This is a genomic window from Ancylobacter sp. (assembly GCF_965249975.1).
Lineage (GTDB): Bacteria > Pseudomonadota > Alphaproteobacteria > Rhizobiales > Xanthobacteraceae > Ancylobacter.
Genome location: NZ_CBDFNE010000018.1, coordinates 541013 through 561234, shown reverse-complemented (window position 1 = coordinate 561234; position 20222 = coordinate 541013). Strand labels below are relative to the sequence as shown.

The following is a 20222-nucleotide window of genomic DNA, read 5'->3' as shown; positions in this document are numbered from 1 at the left end:
GCTTTTTGATTATAGTAGTTTAGCGCACTTCCGGTTACCCCTGGCGGGGGGTAGATGGTGCCCAGGGACGGAGTCGAACCGCCGACACTGCGATTTTCAGGCGGCTGACATCTGAGGTTTTTCTTGGGCTAGGCGCTGACGCGTCTGTCAAACCTGATATCGAAATTCAAGCACTTAGAACGAATTTGTCAAACCATAGCCAGGACGACCTTGGCGCTGGCACCGACCTCACTGCCCGCTTTGAAGCCGCGATATGGGTCGTGCGCCCCGAACAGCTTGACGATCTGCATCGCCAGGTTTCCGCGCATTATGGCGCGGGACGACTTAGCGACGACGAAGCCTCCACCCTTTACGCTTTGGTCCAGGCGCGCCGAGGGCGGGGAACGATGGTTCAGCATGCGACGGCGAATGTTCCTTCGCTGCGAAACCGGCACGGCTTCACGCCTCGTCGTCCCCAGCGGTCACCGGATAAGCAAGCATCCCTACGCCGTCGTCGCACTTTGGGTGGCTCAGGCGTTCTGCCGGAAAAGCTGCGCAGTCGGTTCACAGAGGGACAGCGCGCTGCTCTTGCGATCATCGCCGGCGAGGTGAAGCATCGCGGTCGGTGCGCTCTGCCAATCGACCAAATCGCCGCCCTCGCCGGCTGCGGCCGCACCACGGTACAGAACGCCGTCCATGAGGCAGATCGGCTCGGCCTGATCAAGGTTCAAAGGCGCCCCCAGCGTGGTCGCAAAAGCCTGACGAACCTCATCACGATCATCTCAATTGAGTGGTTGGTTTGGATTAAACGCGGTCCATCAGCTCACCGGCCGATAGGGTCCAAAACGTTAGCGACGTCCAAAATATTGAACCCCACGAAGAACATAGAAAAAATAAGATTGTCTCAAGACGGTTTTAGGACGCCACATAGGAACGCTCTTAGCGAGCAGGCAGTGATCAACCACAACAAGTCCGGCCTCTTTTTGAATTCGAGATGAGAAGCGGTGCGAAGAGTCCGTCGTGGGATCGGCGGTTTTGCTCGTCTGTGCCATGGAGCATGGGTGGCACGGTGCGCAATGCTATCGGTACCTTTCGCGCCAGATGAGCTCTGTTTGATCCCGGGCTTTGATGGCGCAGTCTTTTTGCGGGAGTGGATGGAGGCACTATGGGTCGAGTTCTACCCGGGAGAGCCACGACGACTGAGGAAGTCCGTCGAGCGACACAGCATAGTCAAGAGAGCCTGAGGGCGCTGGCGAGGCGTTACAGATCAATCAGAAGACCGTCGCCAAGTGGAAGAAGCGGACCTTGGTTGCTGATCTGCCGACCGGCCCGAGGGCGCCGACATCGACAGTTCTGTCGATCGAGGAAGAGGCGATCATCATTGCCTTCCGCCGGCATACGTTACAGCCACTCGACAACTGCCTCTATGCCCTGCAGGCGACGAGCCCCCACCTGACCCGCTGAACCCTGCGCCGCTGCCTTCCCGCCGCGCTATGCCGACGGGCCGACAGCCCGCTCCATCACCCATATGTTCGATATGCGATGCCGCGAGAACGGCATCGAGCACCGCCTGACCAAGGTGAGGCACCCCTGGACCAATGGCCAGGTCGAGCGGATGAACCGGACCATCAAGGAAGCGACCGTCAAGCGCTTGCACTACGACGATCACCACCCGTTCGAAACGCATCTCGCCGACTTCGTCGCCGCCTACAATTTCGGCCGGCGCCTGAAGACCCTCAGGGGGCTCACGCCCTACGAGTTCATCTGCAAATGCTGGACTTCAGAGCCGGAGAAATTCATCCTCGATCCAATCCATCAAATGCCGGGACTGAAAACCTAGATGGAAACCAGGCCGTTGGCGCAGACAGATATGCAGAGCTCCGCGACCGCGTCCTAACCTTGGTTTCGTGGCGCTCGGCCTTGCGGCATGGGCCGTTGATGAGACCGTTCGTTAGCCAGGCCGCCGCGCTCGCGCTTCGATCCAAGCGCCCCGTCGGATTAAATAAAGTATCGGCGTGACCGCCAGGACCATCCAGGCCTTTCCTAAAGATTGCCCCAGTAGCAAGTCGGCGCTCCCGAACGCCACCCACACGAAGATCAAACTGTCGAGCAGAAGGCCAGCTATGCTGCTAGTGAGGGAAGCGACGAAAAATCCGCGCCCACGCAGGGCAGTGTAGATCAAGAGATCCACGAACTCTGCCACCACGAACGCGCAAGCTGAGGCAACAGCGAGCTGGGGCGTCGCCACCACGGCGGCGATGATCGCACCGGCGATGACCGCGGCGAGCGCCCATCTGACGCCCACTTCCTCCTGCACAAGATCAAGCAGTACGAGGGAGAGCCCTGCCAACGCCACTCCCGAGGGGGCCATCACACCGTGCCACACGGGGATCAGGCATGGCCCATCGGGTACACAGGTGCTTCCCACATTTAGTACCATCCAGTTTGCGGCGGGGACGGTGAGCACGAAAGCCGCGATGGCCATTGCGCCGACGGGCCTAAATGCCTTGCAACGCTTGCGTTCCGATGCAATCGACATCGTTTTTTGGCTTTCACTGCGACGACGCTGGCCGAGCAGCGGGTGTGATGGGCGCCTCGCTGCATGGAGATATGCCGCTGAACCGCGACCGCTGTTCGGCTGTTGTATCGTCGCGAGCACAAGTCATATCGGCTTGAACATGCTCTCGGCGGCGTCAGAATTGAGGCGTGCCCAGAATTCCATCGCGTACCTGTCTGTCATGCCGGCCACGAAGTCGCATACCTCGCGTGCCTTAACGCTCACATTGGGCGCCTCTCGTATGCGCCCCCGAACGTCGGCGGGCATCAATAGATCACCGCGGTCACCCATCAGGGCCTTGAAGATGTCGGTGACGAGGTCGTAGCCCCTGTATTCACCCAGCTTCACGCGCGGCGCATAGATTGCAGCCACAAACGTATACTGCTTCAACGCTTCCTTGCGGAGCATGAGCTTCTCAGGAAGGTATACCTTGCTGAGCGATGGGCACTCTTTGTGGACTTTGAGTTCGACCCCCGAGATGAACTGGTGTACAAGCTCCGATGAGAACTCGGTCCTCTTATAGCCATCCTCACTCATGACTTTGGACGTGCGGTAGGCCTCGGCAAATCTCAGCAGGCTCTCGTCACGCTTCGCTTGTTGGGCAATGTCGTCTTCGATCACGATGCCGTCGAGCGGCGAATCCGCATCCTCCGCCGGCTGCTCTATTATATCGGAGAAAATCTCCATGAAGACGGCCTGTATCTCATTGATGGTCACCATCCGCTTCATCGCCTTCGATGCCCGCTTCGCTACCGCGCCGAGCAAGGCGTCGTCCGACGCCAGCATCTCCGCGGGGGTCAGGAACCCGACTTTGAAGCAGTCCTCGAGGTCGTAGACCGAGTAGGCGATGTCGTCCGCCAGATCCATAATGCTGCATTCGATCGTGCCGAACTTCTCCTCAGGACCGAGGACATAGCCGTTGAGCACCGATGCCTTGACCCGGTCGATTATGACTTTCTCCGAGCTGTAGTAGCCTTTGACGAAGCTGTCCGACGCCTTCCGGATGGCCGGTATTTCGTTGTCGTACTTCAGAGTGGCCGCGATTGTCCGATGGCAGAGATTGAGCCCCGCCCTGTCGTCCCCAACCAAAGGTTCGGCGTACCGCAACTTCTTCTCGAGGCGCGTCAGGATTCGCAGGGTTTGCGCGTTCCCCTCGAAGCCACCGTGGCGTTGCATGGCCTTGTCGAGCGCACTCTCGCCGTTGTGGCCGAACGGCGGGTGACCGATGTCATGCACGAGCCCGGCGGTCGCGCACAGCCTTGGGTCGATCTTGCCGCCGAGATCTTTTTCGTGATCGTAATTGATGCGTTCGGCGATGCCCTGAGCGATCTGCGCCACTTCCAGAGAGTGGGTAAGCCGATTGCGGAAAAAATCAGACTCCCTGCTTGGGAAGACCTGGGTCTTGCCTTGCTGTCTGCGGAAGCTTGCGGAATGGATTATCCGCCCGTAGTCGCGGCTGAACTCATCGCGCCACTGCTTCTCGTGGCCGTCCCTCTCGAGGACTACTTCTCGCTTGCGGTCCGCATCGGTGTACATGGTCTAGGCCGGTTGCTTAACGCGGCCGTGCTGCTGGCCATCTTTGGCAGCATCCTGTGCCTTCTTCTCCTGCGCACGCTGCTCGGCTCGGATGCGTACCGTCTCCCGCAGAGTGCTCAGTTCCCGCTTCGCATCCTGCCTTGCGTGCACGACAGCCTGGAAGTTCGCCATTTTAGTTCTCCGCTTGGTTGAAGAGCCAGGCTGGACCCTGGATGTTCCCATTATGTTCTAGCTCGACGGCCTTGGCTATGCCTTGTCCGCCCGGATCATGCGCGTCGGCGCCCCGGCCTTTCGGGCGACGTCGGCCACGTGGCTCGTCAAGCCGACTTCGCCCCGCAGCAGGAGCCCGTGGCCGGTCGGAAGCGACTGTACCCGCAGCCGCAACGCCTCGAGACCCTCCGACACGTCGAATACCGCCCATTCGCTCGCCTCGCCGGGAACTATGATCGAGCCGACCGAACGGCTGGCCCCACGGTGCAATTGCATAACCCATACCTGATGGCCGTCGAACGCCCACTCAAAGCGGACGTCGCCAACCGCGGCGACGAGACGGGCGTGCGTGGCGCGGACGGTCGCCACTACCGCGTCCGGAAGCGCCATCGGCGGCGTGGCGCCTTGCATGAAGTCCACGCCAGTGCCACTGGTGCCTTCCACATAGAGCATGCCGTCGGCCCCCTGCACCGCCGCGCCCGACCAGACGGCCGGCACGGCCTCCTGGGCCAGCACCGATACGATCGTGGAGCCCTCGGGATCTTCCCTAGAGAGTAAGGAGAATGGGTCCAACCATCCTCGTGCAGTTGTGAACTTGCCCGGCACCTGTTCCACCGGACAAGTCCTGGTCCAAATCTCCTTAGACCCGGTCGGCGTGCCGAAAACGAATGGGGCCAAGCGCCGGCCAATTACCGTGCTCCGCGGAACCCGAAAACCAGCCAAGTGCGCGATGAGCAGGCCAAACGCCTTGTCGCCCATCATTCGTGAAAAATCGTTTGGCCACCGAATGTCCACCCGATTGCCGGGCAGGGTCTCGTGGGCACCAAGCTCCCAATAGAGCACGTGAGACTGCCGATATCCACGCGGGGCGGGGTGAAGGCTGAACTCGAGGCGAGCCGCCTCGCCATGGACTACTTCGGGCCCGAAGCCAAAGACGGCGTGGAAGGCGGCGTCCGCCCATGCGGCGGGTAGGGAGGCAAAACCCTCCCGCTCGACGCCACGGGGCGTCGCGTCGGGACGGAACTCCACGACGCCGTCGAGGATTACGCCAGAGACGCCGCCATCGGACACGTCGATGGTCTCGTTAACTATCGCGAAGCTTCCCTCCGAGGCGAAGCGGGCGAGCGCCATCAGGACAGTCTGTGAGTCCTTGAGTGCGTAAAGGAACTCGCGGCTCTGCGAAGAGGCTTCGCTGAAGGTGCGGATATTGACCGTGCCTTCCGCGCTGCGTTCGAACAGCGCCTGCACCGCTTGCGAGGGACTGGCGAACCGATGGTTGGCCGGCAACCCTGCTAGCCGACAGTATTCCTGCCGCGGACCCGAGGCGGAAGGCGAGAAACTCACGAATTGGGCGACGTTGAACCTCTCCGCCAGTCTGTCCAGCGTGGCGTCCTTCCGGAAGTCAGGCGGGGCGAGTTGAGGCAGGGTTCCGGAATGGATCATTGGTGCTTGCGATCCAACATGGTCTTCAGGTCTCGCCGGTCATTGATTTCACGTCTGGGACGGTAACCATTCCCTTGGCGATTGACAAACCGACCGCCGTCTTTTGCACGTGCAAAAGACGGCCCTGCGACGGCCTGGCGTCTTGCGGCGCCGCCCCGCTGATCGTAGGGGCAACGATTCTCGTAACCCAAAGTCGTCGCGCGCGCCTCGATCATACAAGCGCCGAGAGGCTCGTGAGAATATGTAAAATATGCATTCGTTGCTCTTCCGGTGCGTTCCGGAGACGGGCCATGGCCTCTTCCAACCCTGAGTTGGCCGGTGGCGCTGGCGTGCTCGATCTCGCGAGCCAGTCCGCTAGGTCGGCCTCAAGGCCGGCGGAGGGAGATACCTTGCGCGAAAGAACCTTGCTCACGTGCCCCTGAGTCACGTGGCAGAACTGCGCCAACTCGCGCTGTCGAGTGCGAGTGGTCCTTAGGGCGGCCTTCACGCCATCGATGATATCCGTCTCTTGCATTGACCTGTGTTTCACGGGACGCATACAATGCATAAATATCTGGAACATTTTATGCAACACGTCATCTCCCTTTACAATGGCACTCCCGTGAGACGCCTCCTCCCCGATCCGGCGGAGGCTGTGCTGCCGGGAGTGGCTTGGGGCCGATTTGACGAAGCGCTGACCCCCGCGTTCTGGGCCGCCCAGGCCTGGATGCAGGAATTGGCCGGGGGCGAGGCGTTCGGCCTCGGGAATACGCTGGCGGAAGAAGTGGCTGCCTGTCTGCTCGGCGGGCATGGTGCACCCGCCGAAGTCGGTCTCGCAGCATATGGGAGGGTACGGCAGGCGATGCGCGGCACTGCCGGCGTGAATGGTGGCGCCATTGAGTCGATGCTAACGACCCCTCTGAAGGTAGGTGACAGGTTGGTACGGTATCGCTTCGCTAAGCAAAGGTCGCGGCAGCTGGGGGAGTGCCTCGCAAGGATCGCGGATTTCGACGAGGCGGCTTTGGACGATATCTCGCTCAGGGATGCACTGACACTGCTACCGGGGATCGGCCCCAAAACGGCATCCTGGATCGTCCGGAACCGTAGGGCGAGCGACGAGGTCGCGATACTCGATGTCCATATTGTGCGGGCGTGCATCCATATGGGGATATTCGGCGCCGGCGCGACACCGGCGAGGGACTATGCGAAGCTCGAATCCCGCTTCATCGCGTTCTGCCGGGCGGCCGGCACTCGCGCTTCCTTGCTCGATGCACTGATGTGGCGAACGATGCGATCGATCGGCCCGTCGCTCGCGGGCTTGCGGCCAGCGTCGAATCCGAGTTCTATCGGGGACGCACGATGGGGAAGAGAGCATGTCCGGGGGAGGTGGATCGAGCAGGGACGATCTAAGTCCTAGTATCGGAGGGGGGCCGGACTCTTGCGGCCAGACGTACAACGCCCCCATCAACAGCCCCAAGCCTTCCGTGCTGGGGCCTGTCTTTATTGGTATGGTTCTTGCGGTCGACGTTATCCCCACTGGCTCGACCAGCACGCTTGTCGTTCGTGACGCGATGGGGCGCATCGGCGGTTCCCTGACGTTTCTGGGCTATACGCAAGTCATCAACTGCATCGTCCAGCGTGGCGTGGTCTACACGGCGAAGGTGTTAGCCATAACTGGCGGCGTCTACACCGTCGAGGTGGCACCCGCCTGATGCGTGGCCTTTCGGTGGTCGGCGGCATTTACCGCGAGCGCGCGCTGCAACCGACCTGGGATGCAGTCTTGGGATCCGCCGGTCGCGCCGCCCAGGCACTCTGCACCGTCAAAGCTTCGCGGAAGCGGTTGCACGCCTATATGGGCGAGCGGGCTCGGAGTGAAGTAGAGCTGCTCGCCGAGCTCGCTGACTTCGAGCTGGTAGCCACAAATCTGCCTTTCCTGGTGTCGTTTGACTACGCCCACACACTGAGCGACCCGGTCATATCGCCACCGATTGGTTTTATGGGCTTGCGACCGCCGCTCGCTGTTAACGACGAGGTGGTCCTCCGCTACGGCATGCTTGAGGGCGATGCCGTCGTCGCCGCCGACATCGCTGTATACGATCCGCAATCCGCCTTCGACGCTGCTGCCTTTACTGCCAACGGCTCGTCGGCCAACAGGCTGGCGGTGGTTCTCAACAAGCTCGAGATGCGCACAATCACCGGCGAGGACAATCCTCACGCTGGCGCCGACTGGCTGTTCAAGAATGACGGCGCCGAGGTGGTTGTGCTGAAGATGGGCGCGTTGGGCGCACGAGTGATCACTCCGGATCAGACATGGGAAATCCCCCTCTATCGATCGGAGCGCGTCTGGAAGTTGGGATCTGGCGACGTGTTCTCGGCGACGTTCGCTGCGATGTGGGCCCTGGCGGGATTGGCGCCCGAAACCGCGGCGGACGTCGCGTCGCGGGCCACCGCATGGTACTGTGGGAATCGCGCTCTTCCCACACCAGACGCCGCTACACTCGCCACGATGCCGTTCGAGCAGGTGCGCCCGGGGGCGGGTCGAATATACTTAGCGGCGCCGTTCTTCGACCTCGGGCAGCGTTGGCTGGTGGAGGAGGTCAGGCGTGCCCTGCTGCAAGCAGGTGCCCAGGTATTCTCGCCCATCCACGAGGTCGGGCCCGGTTCCGCCGAAATTGTTGCTCCGGCGGATCTCGCCGGCATCGAGAACAGCGATGTGCTGCTGGCGATCCTCAACGGCATGGACCCCGGGACCGTCTTCGAGGCGGGCTATGCCATCCGCAGGGGCATCCCGGTCGTCGCGTTGGCCGAGAATGCTCGGGAGGAGGATCTCAAGATGTTCGTCGGGTCGGGGGCGACCGTGACGAGCGACTTCGCGACCGCCATCTACCAGGCCGTCTGGAGGCTGCCAAGTTGACGACCGCATTACTCCTGTCCGGCGGCATGGACTCCATTAGCATTGCCTGGTGGCTCCGGCCCGAGGTCGCATTAACAATCGACTACGGCCAGAAGCCGGCCGAAGCCGAGATCGTCGCTGCCGCCCACGTGACACAACTGCTCGGCATCTCGCACGAGGTGATCCGCGTCGACTGCTCATCCCTGGGTTCGGGCGACATGGCCGGTACCGCGCCCGACGCCGCGGCGCCGGTGTCGGAATGGTGGCCCTTCAGGAACCAACTGCTTGTCACGCTAGCCGGAATGGCGGCGGTGCGCAGGGGCGTGTCGCGGCTGCTGATTGGCGCTCTGGCCACCGATGGCGCCCACGCCGACGGTCGGCCCGCGTTCGTGGAATTGGCCTCGCAGCTCATGGCCATGCAGGAGGGCGGGATAGTCGTCGAGGCTCCCGCCATCAAATTCGATGCGGTCGAATTGGTACGTCGATCTGGTATCGACCAAGGCACACTTGCCTGGGCGCATTCCTGCCATACCGGCAACTTCGCCTGCGGCAGGTGTCGCGGCTGCACCAAGCACTTCAACACGTGGCAGGCCCTTGGCTGGACTCCTCACTGACGATCCTCGACCACTGACCCCACCGGGCGAATGGGTCGCGTGGCTCCCGCCCGACTGCACACTTTCGGTGCTGGAACCGCCAGCGGTGGCGCATGAGCACAGATTTCTGGGAGTGCTCCAGGCCCGCCGATCAAGCGTCGGCGGGCCTCTCGCCTGGTCCGATATTGAGTCGCTGCTCTGGTATTCGGCCAGGACCATGGCGACCGATGGTATAGGACGGGCAGGTATCGAGATTGAACGGCGAGCGTCGCCATCGGCGGGGGGGCTTCATTGCATCCAAGTAGTCTGCCAGATGTGCGAGGATGACGGCCCGCCGAAGCTATACCTACCCAGGCATGCATTCGCTGTGCTCAACAATCGCGGGAGTTCCGCAGGTCGAAACCTAGCGGACGTGGTCCGCCTGCTTCCACAGGCTGCAGGTTGCACGCTTAGGTTCGTGGCCGACATGGATAAGGCCGAAGCAGCCTACTCTAATCCAGAGAGCCTAGTGTGGCGGGACTCGGGCGCCCTCGCCAGCACTATGGGCCTCGTGGCCGAGTGGCTCGGCCTATCGGCGAACATTCTTGGTTTCTCCGGCGGTGAGTACATGCGGTCCATCGGATTTCCTGGCAACCGCTTCCTCTCGGTTGGCGGGATCCAGGTTTCGTCGCGATCGCGTTAACCAGCAACTGCCGCAGTCGACCCACCAGCCCATAGCAGACGCGATTCTAAGTTGATGTCGTTATCGCCCCTCATAAGAACGCCGTTAGCGATCAACAGGTGATCGATGACGACAAAGATGTCGTTTTTTCTCAAATTACGCCGATCAGATGTGGAAATCGCACTTCGGCGGAAAGAAAGAGGTAATCTAATAACTAACCTTTTTCGCGGCAGCGCTGACGCCGCATGGCGACAGCAACCACTTGAGATCCTGCTAAGCCGGGCAAATCGCCGCCCGTCGCTCTTAACGCGACGGCGCTTACCAACATATAAAGGAACCACACGGACCGAGCAGCTTGCGTACTGAGGGGCGTCTATTTTGACGAAGATCAAGACCGCCTCGGGCGCCGCCCGGGCCAATAATCATGCCGAGCTGCGTCAACTCTGGTCAATGGAGGAGCCGAGACGGTCCGCGGGGGGCTGGTGGTCGTTGAGCGGTTTCTCAATCCAGGCGACGGTCGCATTTGAGCGTTTCGTCCGACGGTCCGTGATCGAGGGAAGGGCAGACGCCTTTTCCGTGGAGACGATCAGCGATTTGTCCGAGGTCGGCGCCAAGATCCGGCTAACGCAAGTAAAGCGCACCCTGACGCGCGCAACGCTCGCGAGCGCAGTTGCCGAGGCCTGCAAGATCATAGCCCTCTGCTCGCCGACCCTCGCGGATACGCTTGAGTTTCAGGTGATCTGCGAGTGCGACGACGCCGGCCTGACGCCAGCCGACTTGACCGCCCGTGATGTATTTGGGATCGAGCCCCACGCCCTTGATGACCTGAATATGGTCCTCGCTCGATTCAACTCGGACCATCCGGTGAAGGTCGTCGGCAATCCGGGCCTTACACTCCGACGAACCCTACTGGAGGCTGGGGTCGGCGATCCAGACAAGGTCGCAAGGGACATCCTTGGGACCCTATTCGATGCGTTCGACGGACGGGACAGGGATGGAGTGGAATACGCGCTGCACAAGGCGCTATCCGACATCCGGGCGCTGGCACGCCCGGATGACAAAGCGACCGGTCGCCTCCTAACCCCAAACCTGTTTGCGCACCGAAAGGCCGACAAGCCCGCGCTCTTCATCGGAGCTAGGCCTCGTCTGAACGAACTCGTCGATGGCCGATTCCTATCGCGTCCTGGAACACTGGCGCCGCTAATAGCCGCGACGGACACTTGGTTGTCAAACCTTGAAAAGAGCTTCGAGGCGGATGAGCGTCGGCTCCCAATCCTCTGGCTCGAGGGCCGATCCGGCGACGGAAAATCGATCCTTACCCTACAATTGCTGGAAGCCCTTATCGCTGTTCGCGGACGTCTTGCGTCGGTCACTGAGCTTAAGCCCAGAGGCGAGCTCTCGACTTGGCTAGAAACAGCGAGCCCATGGTCGACGGACACTCCCAACCAGGCAGAGATCGGCTTCCTTGACGACCTAGGCTCGTCGCTGGATGTCGCAGAACTCGACTCGCTCATTGACAATGCCTTCTACCGCGGATCGAACTACGTCGGGCTGATCACCTGCGGCACGCCTGAGCGAGGGCGCGCGTTCAGCCACGGTCGCCATATCGCTCTGACCGGGGTCCCTATCAGCCCCCCCGAGCGCGCGGACTTCGACGCGTTGAGGCAATGGGCCGAGCAAAGATTGGACCGCCCCTTTCCGGTTTCCGTTCAGGCTGGCACGACGCTGTCGGAATATGTTGGAAAACTGACATTGGCTAGCTCGGACGCGCATCCGCGCTCTGCCGCGATGTCGAGAAACCTGAGGGCAGCCTTCGCAGTCAATGCCTTGGGGCTTCCGGCGCCCAGCTCTCTCGTCAGCCACGCCGACCTACGCGACTTCACCCGAGATCACCCCGACATTGACCTTTCGCCGATTGAGGGAGAAGACGGCATCTTGCTGGCGCACGCAGAAGCGACGTGGTCGCTCTACGTGGATGGGCTGGACGGTACCGGTTTAGCCCAAACTTGGGGCCGTGATCTCGGCCGGGTTATGGCGATCCGATTGGACGCGGGAGACCATATCGCCGTCCGGACGATCCTCGGCGAAGTTATGAACGCCCGATCAATAAAGGCTCGCCTAGATCGCAGCGGCGACGGCGCGACTGAGGTGGTGCTTTTCGACACGATCTACCGGTCCTTCGAGCAGGCCTGTCCTTTCGAGAAACGAGCGCACCTATTTCGACAATGGCTGGTCACGGCGCTCAACCGGCGATTAACCGTGCTGACGCTTGCCGATCTGCGGGAGGCCGGCCGGCAGTTCCTAGCGTGTCAGAGTATCGCCACTGACATAAGGTCGGAAGTCGCTGTTGCACTTCTCACTATTGGCAAAAGAACGGACGATGGAGCGTCGCGCGAAGCCGCTAAACACCTACGTAACGCGGGACCGGATATCGCGGCGGTAAAGTTCGCCATCGGTGTTCTGTCGCGGGGGTTTCGAGGCGAAAGCGCCAACATCGCCCTTGCGTGGCTCGCGCGAAACTCGACCCGTCGCGAAGCGGGAGAGGTGCTTGCGAGGGTTCTGAACGAGAACGCGCCTTCTTGGGTGCGGGCAATCGCCATCGAGTTCGTCAAGAGCTTCCTCAGCGATCCCGTTAGCGGCCCCGTGCTTGGCAAACTCGCGAGTTTCCATCGCACCAGAGCTTTCTACCAGCTTCAAGACCAATGGCTGGAGCACTGCTCAGACCCGCTCTGCGCGGCTGGAATCTACCGTGATCAACTCAACGGCTCGCGATGGTGGCTGTATGCTGAGCGCGCGTTGGCGCTGATACAACAGCATCCGGGATTGAGAGGCGGGCAGGAAGTCCTATCCCCACTGCTCAAGAGAAAGAGCGATGATACAAGGGTGGTCGAGGCTGCGGCCGTTTGGTTGGATCGGCACGTCGGCGAGGGCTCGGCGACGCCGTTGTTGATTGATCTCGTGCAGCTGCAGCCGCTTCGAGCCGACGACCTCGCGCGAGCCTTACGCCATATCGCGCAGGGCGCGCCGGGCGCGACGAACCTCTTCGCTACCGTAGCCATTGTGCTCGGCGTGCTCGCCGCGCAACAGCGAGCTTCGCTGCGCCGGGCGCTGCCGCCTAGCGTCGTGCACGGCTTCGACCACGCCGTGAACTGGAAGCCTAAGCTCGAAGGTCGCCTTCTGGCGCTGCACAACCGCCTTAGGGAGCAGGCCGGGGGCTTAGGAGGGCGGGTTCACTAGTCGCCGGCAGTGCAAACCGCTTTCCAATCACGCCATTTCGAAATAATTGAGCATTCTCAAAATCCGATCCTATGCGGGAAAGCCAACTGGCCGTTGCGGGACCGCGGTGGCGTCTGCGGACCTTTTTTCCTAGCTGGCGGCTAGTTGCCGAGCCCCTTGATCTCTTGATCGATGGAGCGGAACCTGTCGCGAATGTCTTCCCCAGCGTAGAAGCTCATTAGGTCCTGCTTCGACAATGTCCCGTCCTTCATGAACTTGGCCAGGTAGCGGCCGTTGAACTCCATCAGGAGCATGCCCTTCTCGAGCCGCGCCAGGATTGCCTTGGCGTTGTCGATATTCGCCATGACTAGCGTTCGGATGGCGGCGGCGTCCGTGAGATCCTTCATGGTACGTGCAACGATGATTGAGAGGATATCGACATCGACGCTCGCATCAGTTGGGCGAAGGACCAGATCCCGCGCCAGTGCGTAAGCGATCGCGAGGTTGCGGTAGTCGCCGCGGGCGGTGTCCACGATAACGATAAAGCCGACGCCCGGGACAAAGCGAAGGTCGTTCACCTCGGCGAGCACGGAACTGTCGGCGAGGGCGACATCCAGAACGATGATGCCGGCCTGCGCCTCGCGGTTGGCCTGGGCCTCGATCAACTGACTCCAGCAGGTGTCGGAGGACTTCGCGAAAACATCCTTTGTGCGGATGTCTCCGAGGCGAATTCCCTTGTCGAATTTGCATTCGATTGCGATCCGGACATCCGATCGTCCGCTTATCTCGCAGAGAATGTCGCCGGTCTTGTTTCGTGGGAGCAGCCCGGACGTGCTGCCGGTCAGATAGACACTGTCGTCATAGCGCCGCGATTTGACGAGTTCGCCAAGAAACTCGGCGATCTCCACCTCCGCATGAGCACCCTTGACTGCGCTCTTGTAGAACAGCTCCTGCTTCATGTCGAAGATTAGCTTCAGGCTTTCCAGCTCCGCGCCGAGGCCATTGGCAGTTTGGGAGAGGAAGGTCGAAAGCCGATCCTCCATCAGGGCGAGCACCCCAATGTAGATAGCACGATGAAGCTTCTCGTCACGCTCGGCGGCCGGGAGCCGATCAAAGAAGGCGAAGACTACGTCGTTCGAGAGTTCAAACGACGAGACCGCGACCCGACGGCGCTGCTGATCGAGGGATATGGTCGCCATGGTTAGTCCCTCACGAATCAGACCCGGCTGTAGCGATACAGCCCTTTGATATGAGCAGCGAGGAAGGTTCCTTTCGAGGCGGCGCGCTCGAACTCGTCGGCCACGCGCGAGGGAACGCTGTAGTATTCGTAGATGCCGCCGTTGAGGAAGCTGACCCGAAGGGTTGAGCTGTCCGCGTCGTATGCGATCGACCGGATGTTGGACGAGGTGAAGGACGAAAACTCTCGGAAGGCCATGGCTCAGGTCTCGACAGGGGGCTTGAGAGAAGGGTTCTGTTGCCTCCACACTCGGACGAAGTCCTCGTAGGAGGCGTCAGCGTTGAGGCGAATGTTCCATCCTCCGGGGGATTGGGATTCTTCGGGCGAAAGAACATCGCACACCAGTGGATCCTCGCTGTCGGGCCGGCGATTCTTCGGTGGCGGGTGGATCGAGGCGCGCATGGGCATGGTGACGGCCTCGCCAAGAATGATCGCTTCGCCGGTTCGCAGGATCGGCAGCATGTTGGTCAAGCCCTCTAAGTTATCCGACAGGGTGCTTGTGACATGGGACCGGTCAGTCGAGTTGCTGAGACGCAGCGCAAAGAAGGTGCCGCATTGAGACAGGATCGTCGGATCGATCTCAGCTGGTCGCTGGCTGACGATCATGGCTCCGATGCCGTACTTGCGGCCCTCCTTAACAATCCGCTTCACGATGCTCGCCGCCAGACCGTCGCCCGTGCCGCCGAGGTAGTTGTGAGCCTCTTCCATGACGATCAGCAGAGGGCGTTCTCGTCCGCCTTCGGACAGCTGACGTGCCCAGAAGAGGGCGTCGTACAGCACCCGCAGCACAACACCGATGATGTCGTTGGTCATCGATGAGGGAATGCCCGAGAGGTCGATGATGCTGGTCGTGTTGGCGCCGCCGATCCACTGCTTGATAAGCTCCGGCAGATCCTTCTCGACTTTGCCGTCGAGTGCGGGGTGCCAGTCCCCAGCCTTCAAAAGGAAGTCGAACCGAGAGACCCGGAGTTTGGACCCAAGGTTCTCGACTGCGTTGGCGATATTGAGGGAATCCGGAAGATAGCGGATCTTCTCGTCGTCGCCGCGCACATCCTTGATCCGCCGGAAGCGGGGTGGAATACCCTTCATCGCGTCGCCGACCATGTCGGACCCGTCAGAGGCTTTCTCATAGGTCCAGCTGGCTGGATTGATCGGGTCGCCGAGTGCCGGATTGTAGGTGCCGAACTCGGTGCAATAGAGGTCGTACCAGAGCTTGTTCAGGGAGAAGGGAACAGGGCTGTCGCCACCGACGGTCGCCTCATCGATACCGGGTATGGGGTGGGCCTTGAGGAAGGCGACCTTAGCCGCGATCACCCGCTCCAGGATGAGATTGCGAGCCTTGCCGTCCGCCGGCAGTATGCCGAATGTAAGGCGCAGCATCTCATCGAAGTTCAGCGCCCAGTATGGGATGCGCAACGCGATCTCATTATCGACTGCGGCGTCGGGATTGATCCGGAAAACATTCGCGCGATCGCCAAGCGCCTTGCCGTACTCGCCGTGCAGGTCGAGCACCACGATACGGGCAGATGGAAACCGTTGGGGATCGGAGAGCGCGGAGAGAACGCCGGCTACGGTAGTCGATTTGCCTGAACCCGTGGTGCCGACCACGGCGGAATGTCGGGTGACAAGCTTGTTGATGTCGACAAGGGCGTCGATCGACTCGCTACCGGTGATGTGGCCGACCTTCACATAGTTGTTGGTCGCCCCGACGCGGCCATAGATCGCCTGGAGGTCAGATTCTGCGACGAGATGCACCTCGTCGTCGATAGTCGGGTACTGCGAAATGCCCCGTTGAAACCTCTCGGATTTTCGACCTTCTCCGATCAGTTGCACCGTCATCCATGGATAGCTGCTGAGTTCGCCGCTGGTCCGGGAGGCTGGAACGGCGCTGGCTCCGACTTGGCTGACGATCCCGAACAACTCGGTGTAGCCCACTGGAATTTTTACGAAGCTGCCGATCTGGCCGATACGGTAGCCCTGACCATTCACAAAGGTCAGACCGGACTGCTGGCCGGAGCCGAGCGTCACGCTGACGGTAGTACCGCTCACATCTTGCACCGTGCCAATCACGGTCGGAAGTGTTGATTCAAGCTGCGGCATCGTCTGCCGCCTCGCCGGTCAGGTATCGGATCAAGGTGCCGAATTTAGCGAAATCTCCGAGGCCGACCTGAGTCCGCCCATCCGCATGTTTGCCCAAAGTCCCCGGGGGCATTGACGCCGGGGGATCGTCGGCCAAGGCTTTCCACGGACCCTCCACGCGACCGATGATGGCCGAGAACTCTCCCAAAACGCTGAGGTTCGGCGTGCCGCAGCCGCAGGCCCGCGCTTTGTCATACCGTGCATTCGCTAGGTCGCCGTGGATGAATGCAAACAGCTGCGCGGTGGGGTTGGCCTCAAGTGAGCGACAGATGATGTCGTTGATATGCTCGTCGCTGAAGGAGTAGCCCGACAGGAAAAGGATGGCGCTGGGCTGGAGAAGGAAGGCCTTAAGCCGGTCGAGCATCGCGAGATAGGGCATCTTGCGGCTCTGGTCGTATTTCAGGTGCGACGGGTAGATCAGATAGGAGGTTGTCTTGTCCAAAGCCTCGGATGATCTCACAACACGTTTGCCGTTGTCTGTGAGCCGCCAATTGAGGGAGCCGTGGATCTTCCAGAGGCGAGCCCACCGCGGAGGGAGCAGGTCCTCGTCTTCGACAGCGGCAAGGTCGAAGAATGCTTTGCGGGTGCCAATGAACCCATCGAAATAGGGCGCGGCCGTTTCCTCGAACGCCTGTTCAATCAAAAGGTCGTAGTTCGTCGTAAAGATGTGGACGGGCTTCGCTCGCCTGATCGATCGCGCCCAGATTGCCAGATTGTGATAGGCGGAGGTCTGATCCGGAAGAGCCTTGTCTACCTCGGCGCTGATGACCGAGCAGATCTCATTGTCGATGTCGGCCAGTGTTTGGCGCGTAAGCCCGCGAACGCCCGACGGGCCGGCCACCGCGCACAATTGCCGGATAAAACTCAGGACGAACTCGATATTGTCAACTTGCCCTGCGTCTTCGATGACGGCCTTCAGCAAGGTTGCCCAGGCGTCCTTCAAAGCGCCGCTCGTGAGGCGCTCGCCGATGATGGCAGTCAGGCCGGCCACATCCGGAATCAACGGCTTTCCACCGGCTCGGATGGAGAGCGGGCAGCCAGCGCCGATGAAGAAGCCGACTGGCCGCTTATTCTGAGCCAAAGCCTGTTGGACGTAGTGAATCTGGCGACCAGCTTCGTGTTCCAAGAGCTCCCCCGTCGCGCATTGGCGATGTGACGTCAGGGTATCGGCATCCTCCCCAAAGTTGCAACGCTTCACTGACGTTGCTCGGATGGCTGTCCGCAGCGTAAACAGGCCTATGGCCTTAGGGGGGTGATGGTGATGACGGAATTAGGCAGAGCTGAATCTCCGATCACAATCGTGGTTCCCGATGTTGACCAGTTGTCCGACGATGAGCTTGCTGAGGTCGCTTTCAGACGTGACGGGCGTTGGAGCGAGCAGACTAAGGCGCTTCTGCTCCAGTTCGGGGTCTCTAAGCTTGACCTCAATCGCGGCTGGGCCGCAACGTGGACGGGTTGGAATTGCCCCTGCTGTGGACGGTCAAAGCAGCACATAGCGCGAAAGACCTCCGCAGAGCTATTGCTCTGCCGCCTTGAGGTCCACCACGATCACCTAGCGGATCACGTCAAAGCACACTTCCGAACAAAAATTCCTCGGGGAGAAGACCGCTACATCAATATCGGGAACGATCGAGCCGGCGCCGCGCTCGTTGAACTAGTGGAGAGGTTTGAGCGCGCGCTTATCTGCATCGATTGCAATCTCGCCGAAGGGCGGGCCAAATTGGGACTATCCAGCGAGATCCCTGCTGCGTTCAGCTTTTCGCCTTCCGAGATCGCGTCATTCATCGAAGTTTCAGCTCATCAGACGCACACGGTGGATATCGATAAAGCGCGCCAGACGTGGCTTAGCATCCAATCCGACTTTGAGCACCGGCTCGACTTCGCCCGTCGCATGACCGAGTGCATCGCTAAAGGGCGCCATCGCCGCGAGATCACGTCGTTTGATCGGAATCTGGGGCCGATTGACGATAACCAGTTCATCCACGGACTATTTATGCAGGCAGCGCCGAGAGAGCTCCGCTATATCGGCATGCGGGTTGAACTGCGGAATCCGGAGCAAGGCGACCAGCGGTTCCACGGGAAGGCGACCACTGAATCCACGGCAATCCGACCACCCGTTCCACGGGATCGCGACCATCGATTCCGGTGGAAGGCGACCACCTCGACAGACGCGCGACCGGTCCGATTGGGCATGGCGGCTAACCTCCTCCTCGACGCCCCGAGCGGAGAGGAGAGGCGATGCCGGCCGAGAGAATCGCGATGCGCAAGATCAGAGAAGTCCTACGCCTGCACTTCGCCTGCGGGCTGAGTAAGCGCCGGATCGCGCCGTTGGTGGGCGTCGGCCCCACGTCGGTCAGGGAGTACATCGGCCGGGCGACGACGGCCGGGCTCGGCTGGCCGCTGCCGGAGGCGCTCGACGACGAGGCGCTCGAGCGCTGCCTGTTCCCGCCGCAGTCGGAACTGCCCGACGACCGGCCGACGCCGGACTGGTCGGCGGTGGCCAAGGAGCTGCGGCACAAGGGCGTGACGCTGCGGCTCCTGTGGGAGGACTATCGCGCGGTTCACCCCGACGGTTATGGCTATTCCTGGTTCTGTGATTGCTTCCGGGAGTGGAGCGGCCGGCTGTCGCCGACGATGCGGCAGTCGCACCGTGCCGGCGAACGGCTGTTCGTCGACTATGCCGGCCAGACCGTGCCGATCGTCGACGCGCAGACCGGCGAGGTCAGGGAAGCGCAGATCTTCATCGCCGTGCTCGGCGCGTCGAACTTCACCTTCGCCTACCCGAGCTGGTCGCAGAAGCTACCGGACTGGATCGCCGCCCACGTCGCCGCCTTCGAAGCCCTCGGCGGCGTGCCGGAACTGGTGGTATGCGACAACCTGAAGGCCGGGGTGACCAAGGCTTCGCGGGTCGAGCCGACGATCAACGCGACCTACCGGGAGATGGCCGAGCACTACGGCGTCGCCGTGCTGCCGACCCGGCCAAGGAAGCCGCGCGACAAGGCCAAGGTCGAGGTCGGCGTCCAGATCGTCGAGCGTTGGATCCTGGCCCGGCTGCGCCACCGGACCTTCTTCGGCCTCGACGAACTGGCGACGGAGATCGAACGGTTGACCGGCGACCTCAACGCCCGCGTCATGCGCCACCTCGGGGTGAGCCGACGCGAGCTGTTCGAGAAGACCGATCGGCCGGCGCTGCGGCCGCTTCCGGCACTGCGGTACGAATACGCCGAGTGGCGCCGCGCCCGCGTCGGCATCGACTACCACGTCGAGGTCGACGCACGCTTCTACTCCGTGCCCTATCGGCTGCTGAAGGAAGAGGTCGACGTCCGCGTCACGGCGCGCACGATCGAGGTGTTCCACCGGCATCGCCGCGTCGCCTCCCATGCCAGGGTCGGCGCTCCGCATGCCCACGTCACCGTCGCCGACCACATGCCCAGCCATCACCGGCAGTTCCACGACTGGACCCATGGGCGCGTCCTGAAGGAGGCCGCCGGCGTCGGCGACAACGCCCGCGCCCTCGTCGAGGTGATCCTGCGCTCGCGCCGACACCCCGAGCAGGGCTTCCGATCCTGCGTAGGCATTCTGCGCCTCGCCAAGACCTTCGGTACCGATCGGCTCGAAGCCGCTTGCGGTCGCGCCCTCGAGATCGGCGCCCATTCCTGGTCCAGCGTCAAATCCATCCTGCAGAACGGCCTCGATCGAGCGGCACGGCGACCGGCGTCGTCGACCCACGTCAATCCCGACCACGGCAACGTCCGCGGCCCAGGCTACTACCATTGAAA

At 61.5% G+C, this 20222-nt stretch carries 17 protein-coding genes and 1 pseudogene; 7 read left to right on the top strand and 11 right to left on the bottom strand.

The features are described from left to right. Positions 1–188: 188 nt before the first annotated feature. Positions 189–398: a hypothetical protein gene (locus ACP2AH_RS15550; protein ID WP_425106633.1), complete on the bottom strand. Its 210-nt coding sequence runs from the start codon at positions 396–398 to the stop codon at positions 189–191. Positions 399–509: 111 nt separating this feature from the next. Then, the gene (locus tag ACP2AH_RS15545; protein ID WP_425106632.1) at positions 510–710 is read right to left on the bottom strand and encodes a hypothetical protein; all 201 of its coding nucleotides are present in this window, start codon (positions 708–710) and stop codon (positions 510–512) included. Between the two features lie 434 nt (positions 711–1144). Here ACP2AH_RS15545 and ACP2AH_RS15540 point away from each other — a divergent pair. Beyond that, positions 1145–1819: pseudogene (locus tag ACP2AH_RS15540) on the top strand (integrase core domain-containing protein). Between the two features lie 111 nt (positions 1820–1930). Here ACP2AH_RS15540 and ACP2AH_RS15535 read toward each other — a convergent pair. The 4 genes from ACP2AH_RS15535 to ACP2AH_RS15520 form a co-directional block, all read right to left on the bottom strand. Beyond that, positions 1931–2518 carry a VUT family protein gene (locus ACP2AH_RS15535; RefSeq protein WP_425106631.1) on the bottom strand — a complete coding sequence of 196 codons (588 nt, stop codon included), beginning with the start codon at positions 2516–2518 and terminating at the stop codon, positions 1931–1933. Between the two features lie 123 nt (positions 2519–2641). Beyond that, on the bottom strand, positions 2642–4072 hold the full coding sequence (locus tag ACP2AH_RS15530; protein WP_425106630.1) for a deoxyguanosinetriphosphate triphosphohydrolase family protein: 1431 nt from the start codon (positions 4070–4072) through the stop codon (positions 2642–2644). Positions 4073–4075: 3 nt separating this feature from the next. Next, positions 4076–4243 carry a hypothetical protein gene (locus tag ACP2AH_RS15525; RefSeq protein ID WP_425106629.1) on the bottom strand — a complete coding sequence of 56 codons (168 nt, stop codon included), beginning with the start codon at positions 4241–4243 and terminating at the stop codon, positions 4076–4078. 75 nt (positions 4244–4318) lie between these two features. Next, positions 4319–5725 (bottom strand): hypothetical protein, encoded by a 1407-nt coding sequence (locus tag ACP2AH_RS15520; protein ID WP_425106628.1) that lies wholly within the window; start codon positions 5723–5725, stop codon positions 4319–4321. 541 nt (positions 5726–6266) lie between these two features. On the opposite strand from ACP2AH_RS15520, the gene ACP2AH_RS15515 reads away from it, so the two are divergent. The 5 genes from ACP2AH_RS15515 to ACP2AH_RS15495 all read left to right on the top strand — a co-directional run bounded on the left by ACP2AH_RS15515 (position 6267) and on the right by ACP2AH_RS15495 (position 13088). Beyond that, positions 6267–7121, top strand: a complete 855-nt coding sequence (locus ACP2AH_RS15515; RefSeq protein WP_425106627.1) for an endonuclease III domain-containing protein — start codon at positions 6267–6269, stop codon at positions 7119–7121. A 67-nt stretch (positions 7122–7188) separates the two neighbouring features. Further along, a complete protein-coding gene (locus tag ACP2AH_RS15510; RefSeq protein WP_425106626.1) occupies positions 7189–7416 on the top strand; it encodes a hypothetical protein in 228 nt (75 codons plus the stop codon). After that, positions 7416–8618: a PfkB family carbohydrate kinase gene (locus tag ACP2AH_RS15505; protein ID WP_425106625.1), complete on the top strand. Its 1203-nt coding sequence runs from the start codon at positions 7416–7418 to the stop codon at positions 8616–8618. The genes ACP2AH_RS15510 and ACP2AH_RS15505 overlap by 1 nt, the downstream gene beginning before the upstream one ends. Beyond that, positions 8615–9211: a 7-cyano-7-deazaguanine synthase gene (locus ACP2AH_RS15500; RefSeq protein ID WP_425106624.1), complete on the top strand. Its 597-nt coding sequence runs from the start codon at positions 8615–8617 to the stop codon at positions 9209–9211. The genes ACP2AH_RS15505 and ACP2AH_RS15500 overlap by 4 nt, the downstream gene beginning before the upstream one ends. Positions 9212–10229: 1018 nt before the next feature. Beyond that, a complete protein-coding gene (locus ACP2AH_RS15495; RefSeq protein ID WP_425106623.1) occupies positions 10230–13088 on the top strand; it encodes a hypothetical protein in 2859 nt (952 codons plus the stop codon). A 140-nt stretch (positions 13089–13228) separates the two neighbouring features. Here ACP2AH_RS15495 and ACP2AH_RS15490 read toward each other — a convergent pair whose 3' ends face one another. The 5 genes from ACP2AH_RS15490 to ACP2AH_RS15470 form a co-directional block, all read right to left on the bottom strand. Further along, positions 13229–14266 carry a hypothetical protein gene (locus ACP2AH_RS15490; RefSeq protein WP_425106622.1) on the bottom strand — a complete coding sequence of 346 codons (1038 nt, stop codon included), beginning with the start codon at positions 14264–14266 and terminating at the stop codon, positions 13229–13231. Between the two features lie 17 nt (positions 14267–14283). Further along, on the bottom strand, positions 14284–14502 hold the full coding sequence (locus ACP2AH_RS15485; RefSeq protein ID WP_425106621.1) for a KTSC domain-containing protein: 219 nt from the start codon (positions 14500–14502) through the stop codon (positions 14284–14286). A 3-nt stretch (positions 14503–14505) separates the two neighbouring features. Next, positions 14506–16404, bottom strand: coding sequence for an ATP-binding protein (locus tag ACP2AH_RS15480; RefSeq protein ID WP_425106620.1), 1899 nt, complete (start codon positions 16402–16404; stop codon positions 14506–14508). Next, entirely contained in the window at positions 16391–17569 is a 1179-nt protein-coding gene (locus tag ACP2AH_RS15475; protein WP_425106619.1) for an SIR2 family NAD-dependent protein deacylase, read from the bottom strand. Before ACP2AH_RS15475 ends, ACP2AH_RS15480 begins: the two co-directional genes overlap by 14 nt. A 666-nt stretch (positions 17570–18235) precedes the next feature. Beyond that, positions 18236–18427: a hypothetical protein gene (locus tag ACP2AH_RS15470; RefSeq protein WP_425106618.1), complete on the bottom strand. Its 192-nt coding sequence runs from the start codon at positions 18425–18427 to the stop codon at positions 18236–18238. 254 nt (positions 18428–18681) lie between these two features. On the opposite strand from ACP2AH_RS15470, the gene istA reads away from it, so the two are divergent. Next, positions 18682–20220: an IS21 family transposase gene (gene istA, locus ACP2AH_RS15465; protein ID WP_425106617.1), complete on the top strand. Its 1539-nt coding sequence runs from the start codon at positions 18682–18684 to the stop codon at positions 20218–20220. Positions 20221–20222 lie beyond the last annotated feature (2 nt).